Origin of the sequence: Anaeromassilibacillus sp. An200 (assembly GCF_002160025.1) — a bacterium.
Classification (GTDB): domain Bacteria; phylum Bacillota; class Clostridia; order Oscillospirales; family Acutalibacteraceae; genus Caccousia; species Caccousia stercoris.
The window spans coordinates 67,088-84,542 of record NZ_NFJU01000005.1 but is presented as its reverse complement, the minus strand read 5'-3'; the positions used below and the strand labels follow the sequence as shown (position 1 = coordinate 84,542).

Genomic DNA, 17,455 nt, shown 5'->3' with positions numbered 1-17,455 from the left:
CATGGCGGGATCTCCGCCGGACAGGAGGATGCCGGATGAGAAAGCGGGAGGAAAAGGGAGGAAAGCTGTTTTGCGCGGCGGCATTGTGCGCCGTGCTGGGAGCGGCGGGCGTGTTCTGCCTGTTTGAAACGCTTCCTGCCCTGGACGAGGGCGGATTTTCCGTGGCCGCTGCCGGGTTCATTCTGCCGGATGGCGCTTTAGCCGCCGTCCGGGAGGGAGAACTGTTCTGGGAAACGGGTTCCTCCATGCCGGATGAGAGTGTTTCCTCTTCGGATCCGGCGTCGTCCGCGCTGTCGGGTTCCTCCGCTGCGCCTCTTTCCTCCGTGCCCTCCGCGCAAAGCGAAGCGGAGCAGATGCAGGAAGCCGTGGCCGCCGGGCTGTTTCCCGAAAACGGGCCGGTGGAAACGGTGCTGGAAAACGGGATCAATGAGACGACCATCTCCAACACCGGCATTCAGTATGGCAACGTCTGGGTGAAAAATACAAACAAATATCACAGCATCGACATTGCGGCGGAGCTGGAAAAGCAGCCGGACGTCAGCCTCAAGCGCGACGGCAGTGTGGAGATCCTTCTGTATCATACGCATACAACGGAAGCGTTTCAGGGGGAAACGCGCACGCAGGACAACAGCCGGAACGTGGTTGCTGTGGGGGAAAAGGTTGCGGCGGAGCTGGAGGCGGCAGGTTTCGGTGTGGTGCATGACACCACCTGCCATGATTACCCCTCCTATAACGGCTCCTACGATCGATCCGGAGAAACCATCCAGCGCAATCTGGAGCAATACCCCGGCATCCAGGTGGCCATCGACATCCACCGCGACGCGCTCGGCACCTCCGATGCCCGCACCAAGCCGACCGTGATGGTCAACGGCAGAAAGGCAGCGCAGATTATGATCGTCTCCGGCTGTGACGACGACGGCACCATCGGCTTCCCGGACTGGGAATACAATCTGCGGCTTGCGGTGCGCTGCCAGCAGGCGGTGAGCGATCTGTATCCCTCCCTGGCCCGTCCGCTCAGCTTCTGTCCGAAAAAATACAACGAGCATATGACACACGGATCGATTCTGGTTGAATTCGGCACCGACGCGAGCACGCTTGACGAGGTTCTTTACTCGGGCGAGCTGTTCGGGAAAGCGCTGGTGCAGACGCTGCTGGGATTGGTGGAACCGTAAACAGAAAAGAGAGGAATGGAAAAGATGACGGATGGAAAAAGGAGGCTGCACGCCTTTCTGACGGCCTTTGTTGTCACCCTGTGCGTGCTGGCTTTTGGCATAGGGTTTCTGGAGGTGGATGCCCGTTCGAGGCAGGTAGGGTTCGGGGATGAAAATACGCTGCTGAACAGCCTGACAGGCCAAAACTGGCAGTTGCCGTGGTGAATACGTTATGTTATAATATGCATTAAGAATATTTTTCAAGAAAATATCCGTTTCCCGCGGCCGATGGGCCTTTTCTGCACACCGGCTGCCGCGGGCGGAATAACATAGATGCGGCGCGTCCGCACAGTTCGGACGCGGACAAGCCATCCGTATGGGATGGCAGGAGAGTTTTGAATGAGAAAAAAAAGGAATCGTTCTTTCCTTTCTGTGATATGGATTTTATGCGCCGTTCTGACGGCGTCGTTGTTTTGCAGCACCGCCATGCCGCTTGCTTCGTCGGAGGATCCCTTTTTTCCGCCTCCCTCGGCCTCAAGCGAGACTCCTGCTGCCAGTGAGAGCCCGGTGATGAGCGAGACGCCGGAAGTGAGTGAGACACCTCCTTCCGCCGAGCCGCCGAGTGAAGCGCCTCCCAGCAGTGCGCCGCCGGTAGTTCAAACGCCGTCCAAGGCTCCGGTACGATCCTCCGCTGCATCCCGGGCGGCGGCTTCCGCACAGGCTTCATCCGCCGTGAGCGGGCAGGAATCATCCGGCGTTTCCTCCGGGGAGAGCAGCACGGGGACAAGCAGCGAAGCGTCCTCCCGTGCGGGGGAGAGCCGTCTGGAACTGCCGAGTGTGGGAGACGTCAGCGGGGTCGGTCTGCTGTCCGCGGGAGAGGCTGGGCAGGGGAACCGGCAGATCAACTGGATCGGAATCCTTTCCTGGGCATGTATTGCCGCGGGTGTTCTTATTGTGCTCATTATCCTTCTGAGCAACCGCCGTCCGCCGCGCGGAGGCTATGGACGCAAGCGGTACCACCGTCCGCGCCGCCGCAAGAGCCGCCTGCTTTCCGATCGCTATTATCGGGGAAATTACCGCTGAGAAAGAGCGGAAAAGAATCAGAAAAAACAGAACCGGCATCCTTGGGAGCACAGCCCGCAGGATGCCGGTTTTTTGTGTTTCTGCTGAGCTTCAGGTGTTCCGCGTGCTCGTGCTGTTGACTCCCTTCATGTGATTTATTTTGCGGTGAACACGGAGAGCACGTCTGCTCCCTTCTTCACAAAGGCGATGAATTCATGCAGGGCTGCCGGGATCTCATACCACGCGCCGCCCTTGTATTCTTTGCCGTCGCGGGCGAAAACCCATTCGCCCTGCGGCAGATAGACGCGGTGGCTCGTCTGGCCCTGGCGCACAATCGGAGCAAAGAGGATATCGTCTCCGAACAGATACTGCTCGCCGAGCGTGTAGCACACCGGATCGTCCGGATAATCGAAGAACATCGGACGCATCACCGGCACGCCGGTCTCGGACGCGATATCCATATGACGGCGCAGGTAGGGGCGCAGGCGCTCGCGCAGGAAGATGAGATCGCGCAGGATTCCAAAGTCGTGGTCGCCGAAGCTCCAGATCTCGTTGTCGCCGCCGGTCGGCTCCAGAATATCGCGGGTTCTGTCGTGTCCGTTGCGGCTGCCGTGCAGGCGCATCACCGGGCAGAACAGGCCGTACTGGAACCAGCGCACAATCAGCTCCCGGAAATAATCGGACTCAATGTTGCCGCCGTAAAAGCCGCCGATATCGGTGGTCCACCACGGCATACCGCACATCGCCATGTTCAGGCCGGATTTCACCTGCATGCGCAGGCTCTCAAACGTGGAGGGAATATCGCCGGACCAGATGAGGTTGGCGAACTTCTGCGCACCGAGGTAGGAGCAGCGCGAAAGCGTCAGGATATCCTCGCGGCCGCTCTCCTTCATGCCGTCGTAGACAAGCTGAGCATAGTAGTAGGGGAACAGAAGGGCGGTTTCGCTGCCGTTTCCGACGGAGAGGATCAGGTTGTCAAAATGCTCCGGATGGATCTCCGGCTCCGCCTCGTCGAACCAGAGCAGGTCCACGCCGTTGTCGATGTAATTTTCCTTCAGACGCTGCCACACATAGGCACGCGTCTCCGGGTTGGTCGCGTCGATCTCAGCCTGCGGGCCGTAGAACTCAAAGACGCGGTTGGAGCCGCTGACGGTGCGGATCAGCATGTTGTTTTCGAGCATGTGGCGGTAGTTTTCGCTGTGCTCGTTGATCGTGGGCCACATGGAGACCATGAGCTTGATCCCCATTTTGTGCAGCTCTTCCGTCATGGCTTTCGGATCGGGCCAGTATTTCGGATCGAAGCGGTAGTCGCCCTGCTCCGTCCAGTGGAAGTAGTCGATCACAATGACATCAAGCGGAATGCCCAGCTCTTTATAGCGCCGGGCGACGGAGAGAAGCTGCTCCTGGTTTTCGTAGCGCAGGCGGCACTGCCAGAAGCCGAGCCCCCAGTCGGGCATCTTCGGGGCGTGGCCGGTCAGATCCGCCAGAGCGCCCGCCACCTCGCGCGGGCCGCCGCCGATCACCACATAGTCGACCTGGCGGGTCGCGTCGCTGGCCCAGCGGGTGCGGTTGTGTGCCAGCTCGCAGCGGCCTGTCGAGGGCTGGTTCCACAAAAAGCCGTAGCCGAGGGAGGAATAGACGAACGGGATCGCACACTTGGAATTGAGATGGCGCAGATCCATGGTGCAGCCCTTGAGGTCAAAGCAGTCCGTCGCCTCATGGCCCAGACCGTAGAAATGCTCGTCCTCGTTCGCGCGGAAGGAGACGCGGGCGGTCCAGAGATCGCTGCCCTTATTGCGGTAATTGCGGAACTGCGCGTCGAACGTCAGCTCACTGAGCTCTTCCAGGATCTTTTTGCCGTTGCGGTAATAGATGGTTTTGCCGTTCTCATACAGCTCGGCGCGCATCGTGCCGGTCTCCAGCACGGCGCGGCCTTCCTCAGTCCACGCCTTCGAGGGGGCTTCCTGCGGCAGGAGCGTCCAGTTCTGCTCAATCAGCTTGCCGGAGGGGGCAGCCTGGAAGCGGATGCAGTCCTTCCCGCAGGCGGAGAGGCAGGCGGCTTCTCCCGCCCGCACAAAGAAAATTTTGTTGTCCTTGATGCTGAAACTCATAAATTCCACCTTGCCTTTTCTGCGGCGGCGCGTTATCCTGAGAAGCAGGGCGGCTGCCGTTTTACTCTGATCCAAATTATATTGGCGGCAGAATAGTTTTACTAGGATTATTTTAGCAGAAATTATGATTATTTTGCTTTTTCCTTACCAAATCAGGAGGGAGAGAATGGCTGTTTATGAAACCATCCGGCATGGTACGCCGGATTTTCCTCTGGAGGTGCATGAGACGCAGGCTCCAATTGGCTTTCATTTATACCCGCATCTGCACGCGGAGTTTGAGTTTCTGGTCATGGCGCGGGGCAGCGGGATCCTCTGCGTAGATGGCGTGTCCCACCGGCTGGCGCAGGGCGACGGCGCCTTTGTCAACGCGCAGAGCATCCATCTGGGGATTCCGGACGGAACCGAACCGGTGTCGTTTTACGCCATCGTCTTTTCCCCCCGGATCTTTGGTTCCCTGCACAACGACGCCGTGACGGAAAAATATGTGGAGCCGGTGATCCGGCGTGCTTTGCGTCTGCCCTCCGTCTGCACGGGCGGGGACGGTTGGCAGGGGGAGGCCCTTCGCACCGCGGGAGAGCTGTACGCCTTGCGCGGAAAGAGCGGGGACTGCGCGGAGCTGGAAATGAAATCCCGCCTGTTCCATTTGTGGGCTGTTCTGTGCGCCCATGGGGAACGTGTGCACGAGGAGGGCGGAAAGCTGGACGAGCTGCGTGGGGTGATGGAGCTGATCGATCGGGAGTACGCCTCCCATCTGACGCTGGCCGATCTCGCCGCGGCGGCGCACATGAGCGAGAGCCATTTTTGCCGCAGCTTTTCCGCTGTCACGCATATGACGCCGTTTTCCTATTTGCAGCAGGTGCGGATCCAGAAAAGCTGCCAGTATCTGAAAAACAGCGATCTGCCCGTGAGCCGGATCGCGCTCTCCTGCGGCTTCAACGATCTGAGCTATTACGCGCGGCGTTTCCGTGAACGGATCGGCTGCACGCCCTCCGAATACCGCCGGGACGCTGTGCAGGAGGACTACAGCCGGTCGGGGGAGACGCCCAGCAGGGGATAAAGCGGCTGGCCGCATGCCTGCTCAAATTCCTGCTTCAGCTTTTGAAAGGCGCGCCATCTGTCCAGTGTCAGGCGGCTGAAACCGTGCCGCAGGGAAACGTCCACCAACCGCTTTTCAAGGATGGTGGGCCCGTCCGGGAGGGAAAGTGCGTCACACAGCTGGATCAGGCGGTCGTAGGCATTGTAGGAAATGCTTTTCAGCTCCCGCATTAAAATCTCCCGCTGTTCCGGTGTGCAGTCTTCCGTGTTTCCCGCATAGCAGTCCAGCTCCTGGATGGGGAACGAGTGTGTCAGGCAGATGCGTGCCGCCGCCGGGAATCCGAGCGCGTTCATCCGTGACCACCCGTTCCATACATGAAGAAAATCGTAAACACCGCCGCCGCGCCCAATGTCGTGCAGCAGGCCGAGCACACGGCAGGCCTGGGGATCCATGCCGCACCGCGCGCCGATGGTTTCGGCACAAAAGGCTGCCGTGCGGCTGTGGTCCTCCCATGGACCGGGGTTGGAGTTCACGGCCTCCTGCAGCAGCTCCTCGGCCTGCGCGAGGGAGGGAAGCCCCTTGAGACGGTTGGTTTCCTGCTTCATACGGTTTCCCCCTTTATTCCAAAGTCAGCTCGCGGGAACGGGACGTTTTACCGCTTCCGTCTCCCGCAATGGGAGGACCGCACAGGCTTTCCAGCAGCGGCAGAAGCTTTTCGTCGCTTCCCACATATTGGATGATTGCGTTGTGCCGCAGATAAAAATGCGGCGGAGCCACCCACTCTACGGTGACGGAACGGCTCGTGCCGTTTTCCCCCGGGTAGGTGAACAGACGGCCGGAAGGGTCGATGCAGGAGGCGTCCTGCTCGGCCTTGTCCGGGCTGGGATACTGGTAGAGCAGGATCGTCTGCTCCGGATCGCCGGAAAGGGTGATTTGTGTGGCGCGTCCGCGCAGAAATTCAGAGGACGCCATATCGGTGCGCACCTCATATCCCGCCCGCTGGAGGGTGGTTAAAAACGTATCGAGCGGAAACACCTCCGCCCCCAGTGTGTACATGCTGAGAAGCAGGAGCGCTGCCGCAAACACCGCCCCCATCACCGTCAGCCAGATTCCTTTTGCCTTCATGCCGCGTCCTCCTCTGTCCTTCCTCATGCAACGATTGTAGCATAGGGGAAAAGGGATTGCAAGGAAGCCCAGGGGGATCAGGGGATAAGTCAATCCTTTCGGAGAATAAATCATTGTGCTTTTTTTACGGCGACGGTATACTGAAAAAAACAGCCCGCCAATGGGGCGGGTAATGGAAAGGGGAGCATTCATACCGATGCCGTATTTGTTTGTTCATTTCAGAGAAAAAGCCACTCCGGACGGGGAGCAGGTGTATTTTGGACTGAGCCGCGACGCCTTTCACTGGGAGCAGGTGAATGGAGGCCGTCCGGTGCTCTGGGCGTATTACGGGGATAAGGGGGTGCGCGATCATACGGTAACGCGATCCGCCGATGGCAAAAAGTTCTATATTCTCTCGACGGATCTTTCCCTGTGCTATGGCATGAGAAGCCAATATCACGGCTCCTGGGATGAGATTGGCCGCAAGGGAAGCCATTTTTTGTCCCTGTGGGAGTCGGAGGATCTGGTGCACTGGACAGAGCAGCGGCTGATTCCCGTGGGGACGGAACGGCTTGGCTGCTGCTGGGCGCCGGATATTCTGGCGGAGAAGGACGGCTCTTTCCTGCTGCATTGGTCGTCCCCCGTTGTTGACGACGATTACGCCAAGAAACGTATTTTCTGCCGCCGGACGCGCGATTTTGCCAATTTCAGCGAGGCGGAGCAGCTTTATGAAAAGCCGGACGCCGATATCATTGATTCCGCTATGTATGAGGAGGACGGCGTCTACTATCTTTTCGTCAAGAGCGGGGAAAAGCCTTCCGGTGTGATCCTTCTGCGAGCCGATGCGCCGACCGGTCCCTTCACGCGCGTGGAAGCATTTGACGAGGCGATGAGGGAGGTACAGAACGGCCTCTACGAAGCGCCGACGGCAGTGCGCACGGAGGATGGGCGCTGGTGTCTGTTCCTTGACTATTATGGTGTGCGCGGTGCGGGACAGGGCTATGTCCCGTTTGTGGCGGACAGCCTGCGCGAGGCCAATTTCCGCCGCGCGGACGCAGAGTTTTCCTTCCCGTACGGCTTTAAGCACGGCACGATTTTGAAGATCACGGATGAGGAGTATGAGCGGATCCGCTCGTTTGATTTTGCGGCAGAGGAGCAGGGAAGCCCCTGCTGAGGAAAAACGGGCCGCGTTCCCCGAAAAGGGAGCGCGGCCCGTTTCCTGTCTGCGTTTCTACATGACGGTGTGCGCTGTTTCGCTGGTGTCGCGGAACAGAAGCGAAATGCACCACAGGGCGGAGATCGCAACCAGCGTATAGATGACGCGGCTGAGGATGGCGGCCTGGCCGCCGAAGATCCATGCCACGAGATCAAGCTGGAAAATGCCGATGGCGCCCCAGTTGATACCGCCGATAATCAAAAGCAGAAGCGCAATTTTGTCGATGATCATACCAGTTCATCCTCTCTTTATTTGCTTTGGAAAACGAGGACGTTGGTTATTGTGGACGGTTTGCTTTGGAATATGCGTTTCGCGTACAAAAAGAATTAAAAATTTGTATCGCCGCGCGGCAGCCAGTCCATGGAGGCCAGCGTGTCCAGCGTTTCCCGCGGCAGATCTTCCAGAGTTCCCTCCTCCAGCAGCGTGCAGCCGTAAGCGTCCATCTGTGCGGGGTACGTTTCCCGGATCATGCCGTCGGTAAGCACCTCAATCCGATCGCCGCACGAAAGCCCTGCAAAGAGCTCCTCCTGCCCGCTTTGGTTGCTCAGCACAATCGGTTCGTGATGTTCCTCCTCGATCAGCAGGACGGTTCCGTTTTCCTCCACAAAGCAAAGCCCCTGCATCGAGACACGCTCCTCCTGTTGGGTGCAGCCCGCCAGAAGAAGTATGCCCAGCAGCGCGGACAACATTATTTTTTTCATGCTTTTTCCTCCCTTGCCGACGCGCTTCTTTCCTTCTATCACAAATACCGGTTTGCCGCGCGGAACGTTACAAAACTGTTCGTTTGCCGGCGGGAATGTGACAGGACTGTTCTTGCAGCAAAAGGGCGGCGCTGCTACAATGAAGGCATCGGTGGAAGTACGGCAAAACGCCGCGCTTTCGATACTCTTACGCTGCAACAGAGAGGAGTGTTTTCCATGAAAAAACAGCGAAATGTGATGCTGCTCTGCGCTGTCGTTCTGCTTTTCCTTTTCAGTGGATGCATGCGCCGGATCAGCTTTGCGGAAACCCTGAAGGCTAATTGGGATCTCACCATTCCGTCCGGCTACACCATCCTGTATGAGACAGATACCGGAGCAAGCTTTCACGGCGACGGTGTCCGGTATGATGTTCTGGAATACGAGGACGATTCCGCTTTGGAGGATCTGGTAGACTGGCGGGAGGAGCAGCTTCCCACACGGTATGCGGACAGCGAGACACAAGCGGCCGCAGAGTGCCTGGAGCGGCTGGACGTCCCGGCAGAGTGGGAGATTCCCGACGGAGATTGCCGGTATTGCTGTATCACAAAGGATTATTGCGAAATGATTTTGTTGTGGCACACGCCGGATCAGCGGTTGTATCTCATACAGAATCTGGTATAAGGCCATGAGAAGGACGCAAGGACTTGACAAGATTTTGATTCTGTAGTATAGTAAAGCTTAACATTCCAAAATCAGATGCTGGGATGGGGAAGGAAGCCGGAAAATCCCTTTTCAGAGAGCCGCCGGGTGCTGCGAGGCGGTGAGGGACCTGTGCTGAAATCACCCCGGAGCATGCGGCCGAACCGCCCGAAAGGCTCAGTAAGCGCGCACGGAGATCCCCTCCGTTACCGGGGAGCGCATTGACAGATGCGCACAGAGCGCCCCCATCGGGGGAAGTTAGAGTGGTACCGCGAGCATGGTAAGAAAATGCCCGTCTCTATCGAAGGATAGGGGCGGGCTTGTTTTTTTGAAAGGGAGGGTATTTCATGTTACTGACAGGAGCACAGATTGTGATGGAGTGTCTGCTGGAGCAGGGAGTGGACACGGTGTTCGGCTATCCGGGAGGAGCGGTGCTGAACATTTACGACGCATTGTACGAATACCGCGACAGAATCAATCATGTCCGCACGGCGCATGAGCAGGGCGCGTCCCACGCCGCCGACGGTTATGCCCGTTCCACCGGGAAAACGGGTGTCTGCATCGCCACCTCCGGCCCCGGCGCGACAAACCTGGTCACCGGTATTGCCACCGCTTACATGGACAGCGTGCCGCTGGTGGCCATCACCGGCAACGTGAACCTGAACCTGCTGGGGCTCGACAGCTTCCAGGAGGTCGACATCACAGGCATCACCATGCCGATCACCAAGCACAACTATATCGTCAAGGACATCAACGATCTGGCCGACACGCTGCGCGAGGCCTTCCAGATTGCGGGCAGCGGACGCAAGGGGCCGGTCCTGGTGGATATTCCGAAGGATATCACGGCGCAGACCTGTGAATATGAGAGGAAAATGCCCCTGCCGCCCCTGCCGCATGATTTTCCGATCGAGGACCGTTTCCGTCAGGCGCTGGAAATGATTGCCCGCGCGGAGCGTCCCTTCCTCTACTGCGGCGGTGGTGTGATTTCCTCCGAAGCGGAGGAGGAGCTGCGGGTCTTTGCCAAACGGCTCGACGCCCCCGTGGCCTGCTCGCTGATGTGCCAGGGCGGCTTTGATCAGGCCGATCCGCGCTATATGGGCATGCTCGGCATGCACGGCACGAATACGGCGGCGCTTGCCATTAAAAACTGTGATCTGTTTGTGGCCGTCGGCACGCGCTTTTCCGACCGCGTGCTGTGCAACGCGGGCTTGTTTGCCCGCCACTGCCCGATCATCCAGATCGAGATTGACACGGCGGAGTTCAACAAGAACATTGAAGTGCAGCTCAAGGTGAAGGGCGACGCCAAGGAGGTTTTGGAGCGCTTTAACAGACTCCTCCCGCAGCAGAGCCATCCCCAGTGGATGGAGCAGGTGGACGCGTGGAAAAAGGAATTCCCGCTGCGCCAGGAGCCGAAAACCCCGAACGGCGTGACGCCCCAGCAGGTGATCGAGACGCTGGACCGCCTTACGGATGACGATGCGCTGATCTGTACGGAGGTCGGCCAGAACCAGATGTGGGCGGCGCAGTTTTACACCTATCGCAAGCCGCGCACGTTTATTTCCTCCGGCGGCCTCGGCACGATGGGCTTTGGCCTGGGCGCAGCGATCGGCGCGAAGATCGCGAACCCGCAGAAAACGGTGGTCAATATCGCGGGCGACGGCAGCTTCCACATGAACTGCGCAGAGTTGGCTACGGCGGCCGCTTATCATGTTCCGATTGTGGAGCTGATCCTCAATAACGAGGTACTTGGCATGGTGCGCCAGTGGCAGAAGCTGTTCTATGAAAATCGTTTCTCCCAGACGGATGTGGATCCCACCACAAACTTCCCTGCGCTGGCGGAGGCATTCGGCCTGAAGGCGTATACGATCGAGACGGCGGATCAGGTGGAGCCGGTTCTGCGTGAGGCACTTTCCCAGAACGGACCGGTGCTGATCGACTGCCGGATTGACCCGGATATCAATGTGCTGCCCATGGTCCCGGCGGGCGCTTCCGTGGAGAGCCCGATTCTCGAGATGGACAACTGAGCGCGTGACGGAAAAGGAGGCTTACTTCATGGAATACACGAACAGCAATCCTTCCCCGGTGAAGGAATATATTCTCTCCGTGCTGGCCCGCAACCGTGCGGGTGTGCTCCTGCGCATCGCGGGACTGTTCAGCCGCCGCTGCTACAACATCCTGAGCATCGTTGCCGCACAGACGGAGGATACGGAATATTCACGGATCCTGATCGTCGTTTCGGGTGACGACCGCATTGTCCGCCAGGTGGATAAGCAGCTTTCCAAGCTGATTGATATCGTGCAGGTGGACGTCCTCGAGCGGGAAAAGATCGTGGAACGCGAGCATCTGCTGCTCAAGGTGGAGCGCACGCTTCAGACCAGCGAGAAACTGGTTGAGATCGCGAACATCTTCCATGCCAATATCCTCAATGTGGAGCCTGATTCGATGATCCTGGAACTGACAGGGGACGCAGGCACCATCAATTCCTTCATTGAGCTGTATAATCCATACAATGTTCTGCGCATCCTGCGCACGGGCGCGATGGCGATGCCGAAATAAAGCGGAGGGGACAACAATGCTCACACTGGACAAAGTTTATCATGCGGCGTATGTGCTGAAAAATGTGATCCGCACCACGGATCTGATCCGCGCGCCGAAGATCAACCGCGAAGCCGAGGTTTACCTGAAAACGGAAAATTTGCAGAATACCGGTTCGTTCAAGCTGCGCGGCGCGTACTATAAGATTTCCCAGCTTTCCGAGGAGGAAAAGGCCAAGGGCGTGATCGCCTGCTCAGCGGGCAACCATGCGCAGGGCGTCGCGCTGGCCGCCCAGCACAGCGGGATCCCGGCGATCATCTGCATCCCGGACGGCGCGCCGATCTCCAAGGTGGAGAATACCAAGAGTTACGGCGCGCGTGTGGAGCTGGTCAAGGGTGTGTACGACGACGCATATCGCCATGCCTGTGAATTGCAGCAGGAAACCGGCTGCACCTTTATCCATCCGTTTGACGATCCGGACGTGATCGCCGGGCAGGGAACGATCGGACTGGAATTGCTCGATCAGCTCCCCGATCTGGATGCCGTCATCGTCCCGGTGGGCGGCGGCGGCCTGATTGCGGGCGTGGCCTTCGCGGTGAAGTCGCTCAATCCGAAATGCAAGGTGTACGGTGTGCAGGCAGCGGGCGCTCCCGGCATGGTGCACGCAATCGCGGAGGGAAAACCGGACGCGCTCGAGCGCGTTTCCACCTTTGCCGACGGCATTGCCGTCAAATGTCCCGGCACGCTGACGTATGACCTGACAAGCAAATACGTTGATGACGTTGTTACAGTGACGGACGATGAGATCGCTACCGCCGTGCTCACGCTGATTGAGGAGCAGAAGCTGATCGCAGAGGGCGCGGGCGCTGTCTCCGTGGCTGCTGCCATGTTCAACAAGGTGGATATCAAGGGGAAAAAGGCGGTCTGCCTGATCTCCGGCGGCAACATCGATGTGACGATCCTCTCCCGCGTCATCACGCGCGGTCTGGTCAAAGCGGGCCGCGTGGCTGATATGACGATTGAGCTGGCGGACAAGCCCGGCCAGCTGCGCGAAATTGCCGCGATCATCGCGGACCACGGCGGCAACGTGATCCATGTTCGCCACGACCACGGCGGGCTCGATACCGATATCGTCGGATGCTTCCTGAGTATTCAGATGGAGACGCGGAACCACCAGCATGTCAAGGAAATCCGCGACGCGATTTCCGCCGCGGGATATAAAATCATCCACAGCACCAAGGTGATGTAAAACAAGATTCGGATACAACAGAAAAAGGCTGCCGCACGCTTTTCCCGCGTGCGGCAGCCTTTTTTCTGATCCAGCCGTGTGATCCGGCCGGAAAAATTATTGAATGTGCGAATTCTTGTGGTGAGGAACCTCCTCCTCCATTCTTGTTTGAAGGTCGGAGTTCGCAAAGTTCTCCCAGATCTCGTTGACCATTTCCACGCAGTCAAAATAAATCTGCGCGAGGATATCGGTTTCCATGCCCAGCTCGTTGGCATAGACTACGATCGACTTCCAATCGGCCTTTTCGTAGCTCAGCATCAGCTGATACAGCTTGCCGCAGATGCCCTCCTGGGAGACAATGGCGGTACGGACCTCGTCGGCCACCGGAATCTCAGCCATAACCTCCTCGATAGGAGCATCCACCAGAACATCCAGGGTGGAGAACATGCCGAGCAGATAAGCGTCAGCCTGCGTGATCGGCATCCCATCAATATGCGGATACAGCTCAGAGCAGAAATTAGCGCGCAGGAAGGATTTCTTCAGCACCTCTTCGGAGCCGCGGCTGGTTTCATTCTGCTCAAAGCTCAGAAGGTAAACCCACTGCTTGAGCTGGCTCAGACCAAGGATGACGAGAGCCTGCTTGATGGAGGAGGTTCTGTGGCGCAGGGCAAAATAAGCGGAGTTGACCATTTTCAGGAGCGCGTATGTAAGGGATGCGTCTCTTGAGATGATGGCCTCGATCTCGTCCATATCCGGCATATCCTTCGTTACAGCCACTACCAGCTGGAAGAAGTTGGATTGCAGATATGCCGTCTTGCCGGCCTTTGTGGTCATGGCCTCCGCAATATAGGAGCCCTCAAAATAATCAAAGGGAACTGTCTTGGCCTTGTCGTAAAGCTCTTTGCTGTCAATGCCGGTGACAATGCACTTTTTATGGAAAGCCTTGCTCAGCTTGAGAATGTTGTCGATGGAGGTGATGTTGGAAATCAGCTTGACATCAATCTTGATAAAATCGATGAATTCCAGAAGAGCAAAATAACGGGGCGTGAACTGAAAATCCGTCATGCAGATTTTATATCCGTCCGCCTTGTATTTTTCGAGCATCTTCTGAGCCAGGGGATGGATGATGAAGCTGTCCTCAATCTGTATGACAACCTCTCCCTGCTTGAACATTCTGGGAGTGTTTTTAAACAGAAGGTTGGGCGTGAAGGTGATGAATGTCATACCATCGGAGAAAACCTTGTCGCTGTTTTGCAGCAGGAAGGAAGAGATGGTATCAGCAGCGGCGTAATCTCCGCTGTAGGGACCGCTGTCCACGTTAAACAGTATTTCATATCCGATGGTAGCGCCGTCGAGGTCCTTGATTGGCTGTCTGACGACAAATTTGCGCATAATTGATTCCTCCTCATTCTTCCCTGTTATTAGGATTATCGAATGGCAGATTTTCTCATATCTGCAAAAATTATACTTTATTGACTCGCAAATTCCCGCTTTTATATATATCGACGAGACTTTAGAAAAATAAAGGGATCAAAATCACGAAAATAATTTTTTCTTACATTTATTTGGAAATTGCAAAATGATTTTCACCGGAAATGCAAAGCCAAATCCTTGACGGAGGATTGGAATTCACGGGGTGACATGCCGGTGCAGCGCTTGAAGCGGAGAGAAAAATACTGGGGAGAAGTAAACGAGAGATGGTAGGAAAGTTCGGTGATATTCATGGTTCCATTTCGGATCAGCTCCTTGGCACGGTCGATCTTCATTTTAATAAAGTAGTCAATAACGCCGCATCCCTTTTCGGTGTGAAAGATTCGTTCCAAACGAGAGCGGGAGATCGAAAACGCCGCGCAGATTTCAGGAAGGGTAAGCCTGTCGTTGATATGGATTTCCAGAAAAGAGAGGACTTGTGCCAGAAGCTCCCGGGGAGGCAGATCTTCGGGAACCTCCTCCAGCGGCGGCAGCATATGCGGGCTTTCATTTGTCTGTGTCCGGGCGCGCCGCACGGTGAGCAGGAACAGCTCCAGATAGAGCAGAATCGCCTGTGCGCAGCCGGCCGGAGCATCCGGGCGAAGCTCCATCTTTTCCACAGCAGGGACATGCAGCGGAGTAGAGAAGCACTCCGCCGCATTGGAGAGAATTTTGGAAATCAGCCCTCGCTCCTCGCCGGAAAGCGTCAGCACCGCTCCACGGAAAAAGTCCAGGTAGGGGGAATCGCACAGAAAGGAGAATACGGCCAGATTAGGCGGACGCTTCCCCACGGAACGGAAGGCATGAAATTCCCATGGCTCGTGAAAAATGGCCTGTCCCGCTGTCAGCGTGCGTTCCTGATTGCCTGCCGTCACACGGATGCTGCCGCGATCAACATAGAGGAATTCCCAAAAGCCGTGTGATTCGCCGTGGAATACGAAATTCAGCGGATATTCAAAGTAATGAATCGTCACCAGCTCATCGATCTGAAATTCCCGCCGGAGACGTGTGCTTTCATATCCCATGTACGGCCCTCCCAGAGCAAAATAGCGGAAATACTATACGATTTCAGGACAATAGTATAAGCGCAGCAAGAGAAAATGATGTAAGATCATAGTAGCATAAATTCGGGGAACTTACAAAAGATTTTGCAAAAAAAGACAAAGATCCCCCGGTTTTCCGAACAAGGGAAGCCGGAGAGAAAGGGAGTGTACCATGGAAGGAAACGGAAAATCCATCCACATCACCGGAAAGAAAACCGATGTAAGCCTGGATCCGGTGACAGGAAGGCTTCGGATTTCCCACAGCGGCGTGAAGTGGGAGTGGGCTGCGGACTATGAACCGGGCTTTTGCACCGCGGAGGGAAACCGTCTGCACTTTTCCGATGCGCTGGAACAGGAGTATATCCGCCGGGAAACCGGCCTGGGACAGGAGATCGTCAGCCGTTACAGCCGCTTCCCGGGAGAGAAGGAGATCTCGTTTGAAACAAGGATCTGGCTGGAGGAGGCGTCGGAAGCTCTGCATCTGGAGTTCCTTCCGGTTACGGGGAAGGAACGCATGGCCCACATCTGCTGGCCGGGGCCGATGGCGTTTGACGAAGCGAGAGCCGACTGGCAGACGCTTCTGCCCCTGCGGCAGGGGCTTTTGATTCCCAATGATTGGCCGTCTCCGTTGGGACGGCTCCCGTTCGGCGGGCGCTTCGGCACAGCGGACGCTTACCTGCCCTGGTTCGGGCAGATCCGGGAGGGGGAGGGCTATCTGCTGGTGTGCGATACCCCGGCCAACGCGGGATATGAAGTGTTCCAGCGGGAGGGCGGCCCCACGCGTGTGGGCATCTGGCTGGAGAGCAGCCTGGGAGAAATGACGGCACGGCGTTTCCGCCTGCTCCTTTTCTCCGGATGCACCTATACCGATCTGTGCAAAGCCTACCGCCGGATTGTCCGCGAGGAGGGGCGGCTTGTCACGCTGGAGGAAAAAGCGGTGCGCCTTCCCTCCGTGCGTACACTGGCGGGATGCTCTTTCCTGCACAAGAGCGTCAAAACGCATGTGGATCCGCAGTCCCGTTTTTTCGATCCGGAGCAGCCAGGGAAAAACGATCACCTGACTCCCTTTGCGGATCACGCGGCGCATGTCCGCGAGCTGACGCAGGCCGGAGCGGGGCCGCTCTATGTGCATGTGGACGGCTGGGCGCAGGCAGGGTATGACAACTGCCACCCGGACGCCTGTTCTGTGTGCGGGGAAGCGGGAGGCCCCGAGGGGCTTCTGGATCTGATGGCGGCGGTGCACGAGGGCGGAGGATTGCTCGGCCTGCACGACCAGTACCGCGATTTTTACCATCACGCTCCCAGCTACGATCCCGATCTGGCCTGCCAAAATCCGGACGGCTCTCTTCCCGGCCACGCCATGTGGGCGGGCGGGCCGCAGAACTATTTGTGCACAACGCAGGCCGGCTATTTTCTGCGGCGCAATCTTGCCCGCATCGGGGAAGCGGGCATCCACCCCGACTGCTCGTATCTGGATGTGTTCACCTGCAACGAGGGCGATGAGTGCGCCAACCCGCGCCACCGCATGACGCGCGAGGACAGCTACCGCCTGCGCTGCCGCAGCTTCTTCTACCTGGCTTCGCAGGGGATTCTCTCCAGCTCGGAGGAGGTCAACGACTGGGCGGCGGGCGTGCAGATTTTCTGCCACTACGCGCCGTATGAGTTTATGATGAATCCGCCCGGCGCGCCGCAGCCCGGTCTGCCCGTACCCCTGTTCAATCTTGTCTACCATGACTGTGTGATCCAGCCGTGGATGATGGAGAAAACGCCGGAGGGCGGGGACTATATGCTGTACGCTTTGCTGAACGCGGGCGCGCCGTATCTGGAGCGCGATCCGGCCTATCCGAACATCGACGGTGCCTTTGGCGGCGGGGAAGAGATGACGCTGCGGGAGCGGATCCGCCGCTGCCGGACGGTTTCCGATCTGCAAAGGGAAACGGTGTTCGCGGAGATGCTTCTGCATGAGTTTGTGGACGGGGACCCGCACCGTCAGCGCACGCTCTTTTCCAACGGCTGGGAGGTGCGTGTGAATACCCGGGAGGATACTTGGGAAATTTGGCGTGACGGAAGCTGTGTCAAAAGCTCCAGCGCGCAAGAGACAGAAAAAGGAGGAGAATAAC

Annotated in this window: 17 protein-coding genes; 10 read left to right on the top strand and 7 right to left on the bottom strand. The window is 57.6% G+C overall.

Features of this window, described 5'->3' with window-relative positions; all coding sequences use genetic code 11:
- Positions 1-35: 35 nt before the first annotated feature.
- The 3 genes from B5F35_RS04085 to B5F35_RS18380 all read left to right on the top strand — a co-directional run bounded on the left by B5F35_RS04085 (position 36) and on the right by B5F35_RS18380 (position 2,234).
- Positions 36-1,172 carry a stage II sporulation protein P gene (locus tag B5F35_RS04085; RefSeq protein WP_087238330.1) on the top strand — a complete coding sequence of 379 codons (1,137 nt, stop codon included), beginning with the start codon at positions 36-38 and terminating at the stop codon, positions 1,170-1,172.
- A gap of 24 nt (positions 1,173-1,196) precedes the next feature.
- Positions 1,197-1,376, top strand: a complete 180-nt coding sequence (locus B5F35_RS04080; protein WP_140401140.1) for a hypothetical protein — start codon at positions 1,197-1,199, stop codon at positions 1,374-1,376.
- A gap of 174 nt (positions 1,377-1,550) precedes the next feature.
- Entirely contained in the window at positions 1,551-2,234 is a 684-nt protein-coding gene (locus B5F35_RS18380; protein ID WP_140401139.1) for a hypothetical protein, read from the top strand.
- A gap of 134 nt (positions 2,235-2,368) precedes the next feature.
- Here B5F35_RS18380 and B5F35_RS04060 read toward each other — a convergent pair whose 3' ends face one another.
- Positions 2,369-4,324, bottom strand: coding sequence for a glycoside hydrolase family 31 protein (locus B5F35_RS04060; RefSeq protein ID WP_087238320.1), 1,956 nt, complete (start codon positions 4,322-4,324; stop codon positions 2,369-2,371).
- Positions 4,325-4,490: 166 nt separating this feature from the next.
- On the opposite strand from B5F35_RS04060, the gene B5F35_RS04055 reads away from it, so the two are divergent.
- Complete coding sequence (locus B5F35_RS04055; protein ID WP_162611324.1) at positions 4,491-5,381, top strand: AraC family transcriptional regulator; 891 nt, start codon at positions 4,491-4,493, stop codon at positions 5,379-5,381.
- On the opposite strand, the gene B5F35_RS04050 is transcribed toward B5F35_RS04055, so the two are convergent.
- Positions 5,345-5,965 (bottom strand): HD domain-containing protein, encoded by a 621-nt coding sequence (locus tag B5F35_RS04050; protein WP_087238316.1) that lies wholly within the window; start codon positions 5,963-5,965, stop codon positions 5,345-5,347. The genes B5F35_RS04055 and B5F35_RS04050 overlap by 37 nt on opposite strands.
- Positions 5,966-5,978: 13 nt before the next feature.
- On the bottom strand, positions 5,979-6,485 hold the full coding sequence (locus tag B5F35_RS04045; RefSeq protein ID WP_087238314.1) for a hypothetical protein: 507 nt from the start codon (positions 6,483-6,485) through the stop codon (positions 5,979-5,981).
- A 196-nt stretch (positions 6,486-6,681) separates the two neighbouring features.
- Here B5F35_RS04045 and B5F35_RS04040 point away from each other — a divergent pair, with 196 nt between their 5' ends.
- Positions 6,682-7,638, top strand: a complete 957-nt coding sequence (locus tag B5F35_RS04040; RefSeq protein WP_087238312.1) for a glycoside hydrolase family 43 protein — start codon at positions 6,682-6,684, stop codon at positions 7,636-7,638.
- A gap of 57 nt (positions 7,639-7,695) precedes the next feature.
- Here the strand turns inward: B5F35_RS04040 and B5F35_RS04035 are convergent, their stop codons facing one another.
- On the bottom strand, positions 7,696-7,908 hold the full coding sequence (locus tag B5F35_RS04035) for a DUF378 domain-containing protein (RefSeq protein ID WP_087238420.1): 213 nt from the start codon (positions 7,906-7,908) through the stop codon (positions 7,696-7,698).
- A gap of 98 nt (positions 7,909-8,006) precedes the next feature.
- A complete protein-coding gene (locus B5F35_RS04030) occupies positions 8,007-8,381 on the bottom strand; it encodes a DUF3221 domain-containing protein (RefSeq protein WP_140401138.1) in 375 nt (124 codons plus the stop codon).
- A 216-nt stretch (positions 8,382-8,597) separates the two neighbouring features.
- Here B5F35_RS04030 and B5F35_RS04025 point away from each other — a divergent pair, with 216 nt between their 5' ends.
- From B5F35_RS04025 to ilvA, 4 genes are all read left to right on the top strand, one after another.
- On the top strand, positions 8,598-9,041 hold the full coding sequence (locus B5F35_RS04025; protein ID WP_087238309.1) for a hypothetical protein: 444 nt from the start codon (positions 8,598-8,600) through the stop codon (positions 9,039-9,041).
- A 365-nt stretch (positions 9,042-9,406) separates the two neighbouring features.
- Positions 9,407-11,083 carry a biosynthetic-type acetolactate synthase large subunit gene (gene ilvB, locus B5F35_RS04020; protein ID WP_087238307.1) on the top strand — a complete coding sequence of 559 codons (1,677 nt, stop codon included), beginning with the start codon at positions 9,407-9,409 and terminating at the stop codon, positions 11,081-11,083.
- Between the two features lie 28 nt (positions 11,084-11,111).
- Entirely contained in the window at positions 11,112-11,615 is a 504-nt protein-coding gene (gene ilvN, locus B5F35_RS04015) for an acetolactate synthase small subunit (RefSeq protein ID WP_087238305.1), read from the top strand.
- 16 nt (positions 11,616-11,631) lie between these two features.
- Positions 11,632-12,843: a threonine ammonia-lyase gene (gene ilvA / locus B5F35_RS04010; protein ID WP_087238303.1), complete on the top strand. Its 1,212-nt coding sequence runs from the start codon at positions 11,632-11,634 to the stop codon at positions 12,841-12,843.
- Positions 12,844-12,939: 96 nt separating this feature from the next.
- Here the strand turns inward: ilvA and B5F35_RS04005 are convergent, their stop codons facing one another.
- Positions 12,940-14,214: an EAL and HDOD domain-containing protein gene (locus tag B5F35_RS04005; RefSeq protein ID WP_087238301.1), complete on the bottom strand. Its 1,275-nt coding sequence runs from the start codon at positions 14,212-14,214 to the stop codon at positions 12,940-12,942.
- A gap of 194 nt (positions 14,215-14,408) precedes the next feature.
- The gene (locus B5F35_RS04000; RefSeq protein ID WP_087238300.1) at positions 14,409-15,317 is read right to left on the bottom strand and encodes an AraC family transcriptional regulator; all 909 of its coding nucleotides are present in this window, start codon (positions 15,315-15,317) and stop codon (positions 14,409-14,411) included.
- Positions 15,318-15,507: 190 nt separating this feature from the next.
- On the opposite strand from B5F35_RS04000, the gene B5F35_RS03995 reads away from it, so the two are divergent.
- Positions 15,508-17,454, top strand: a complete 1,947-nt coding sequence (locus tag B5F35_RS03995) for a DUF5696 domain-containing protein (protein WP_087238299.1) — start codon at positions 15,508-15,510, stop codon at positions 17,452-17,454.
- Position 17,455 lies beyond the last annotated feature (1 nt).

What these genes read in the sequence shown, in the direction of transcription:
- B5F35_RS04085 (WP_087238330.1), top strand. Translation starts at nt 36, where the DNA reads ATGAGAAAGCGGGAGGAAAAGGGAGGAAAGCTGTTTTGCGCGGCGGCA.
- B5F35_RS04080 (WP_140401140.1), top strand. Translation starts at nt 1,197, where the DNA reads ATGACGGATGGAAAAAGGAGGCTGCACGCCTTTCTGACGGCCTTTGTT.
- B5F35_RS18380 (WP_140401139.1), top strand. Translation starts at nt 1,551, where the DNA reads ATGAGAAAAAAAAGGAATCGTTCTTTCCTTTCTGTGATATGGATTTTA.
- B5F35_RS04060 (WP_087238320.1), bottom strand. Translation starts at nt 4,324, where the DNA reads ATGAGTTTCAGCATCAAGGACAACAAAATTTTCTTTGTGCGGGCGGGA.
- B5F35_RS04055 (WP_162611324.1), top strand. Translation starts at nt 4,491, where the DNA reads ATGGCTGTTTATGAAACCATCCGGCATGGTACGCCGGATTTTCCTCTG.
- B5F35_RS04050 (WP_087238316.1), bottom strand. Translation starts at nt 5,965, where the DNA reads ATGAAGCAGGAAACCAACCGTCTCAAGGGGCTTCCCTCCCTCGCGCAG.
- B5F35_RS04045 (WP_087238314.1), bottom strand. Translation starts at nt 6,485, where the DNA reads ATGAAGGCAAAAGGAATCTGGCTGACGGTGATGGGGGCGGTGTTTGCG.
- B5F35_RS04040 (WP_087238312.1), top strand. Translation starts at nt 6,682, where the DNA reads ATGCCGTATTTGTTTGTTCATTTCAGAGAAAAAGCCACTCCGGACGGG.
- B5F35_RS04030 (WP_140401138.1), bottom strand. Translation starts at nt 8,381, where the DNA reads ATGAAAAAAATAATGTTGTCCGCGCTGCTGGGCATACTTCTTCTGGCG.
- B5F35_RS04025 (WP_087238309.1), top strand. Translation starts at nt 8,598, where the DNA reads ATGAAAAAACAGCGAAATGTGATGCTGCTCTGCGCTGTCGTTCTGCTT.
- ilvB (WP_087238307.1), top strand. Translation starts at nt 9,407, where the DNA reads ATGTTACTGACAGGAGCACAGATTGTGATGGAGTGTCTGCTGGAGCAG.
- ilvN (WP_087238305.1), top strand. Translation starts at nt 11,112, where the DNA reads ATGGAATACACGAACAGCAATCCTTCCCCGGTGAAGGAATATATTCTC.
- ilvA (WP_087238303.1), top strand. Translation starts at nt 11,632, where the DNA reads ATGCTCACACTGGACAAAGTTTATCATGCGGCGTATGTGCTGAAAAAT.
- B5F35_RS04005 (WP_087238301.1), bottom strand. Translation starts at nt 14,214, where the DNA reads ATGCGCAAATTTGTCGTCAGACAGCCAATCAAGGACCTCGACGGCGCT.
- B5F35_RS04000 (WP_087238300.1), bottom strand. Translation starts at nt 15,317, where the DNA reads ATGGGATATGAAAGCACACGTCTCCGGCGGGAATTTCAGATCGATGAG.
- B5F35_RS03995 (WP_087238299.1), top strand. Translation starts at nt 15,508, where the DNA reads ATGGAAGGAAACGGAAAATCCATCCACATCACCGGAAAGAAAACCGAT.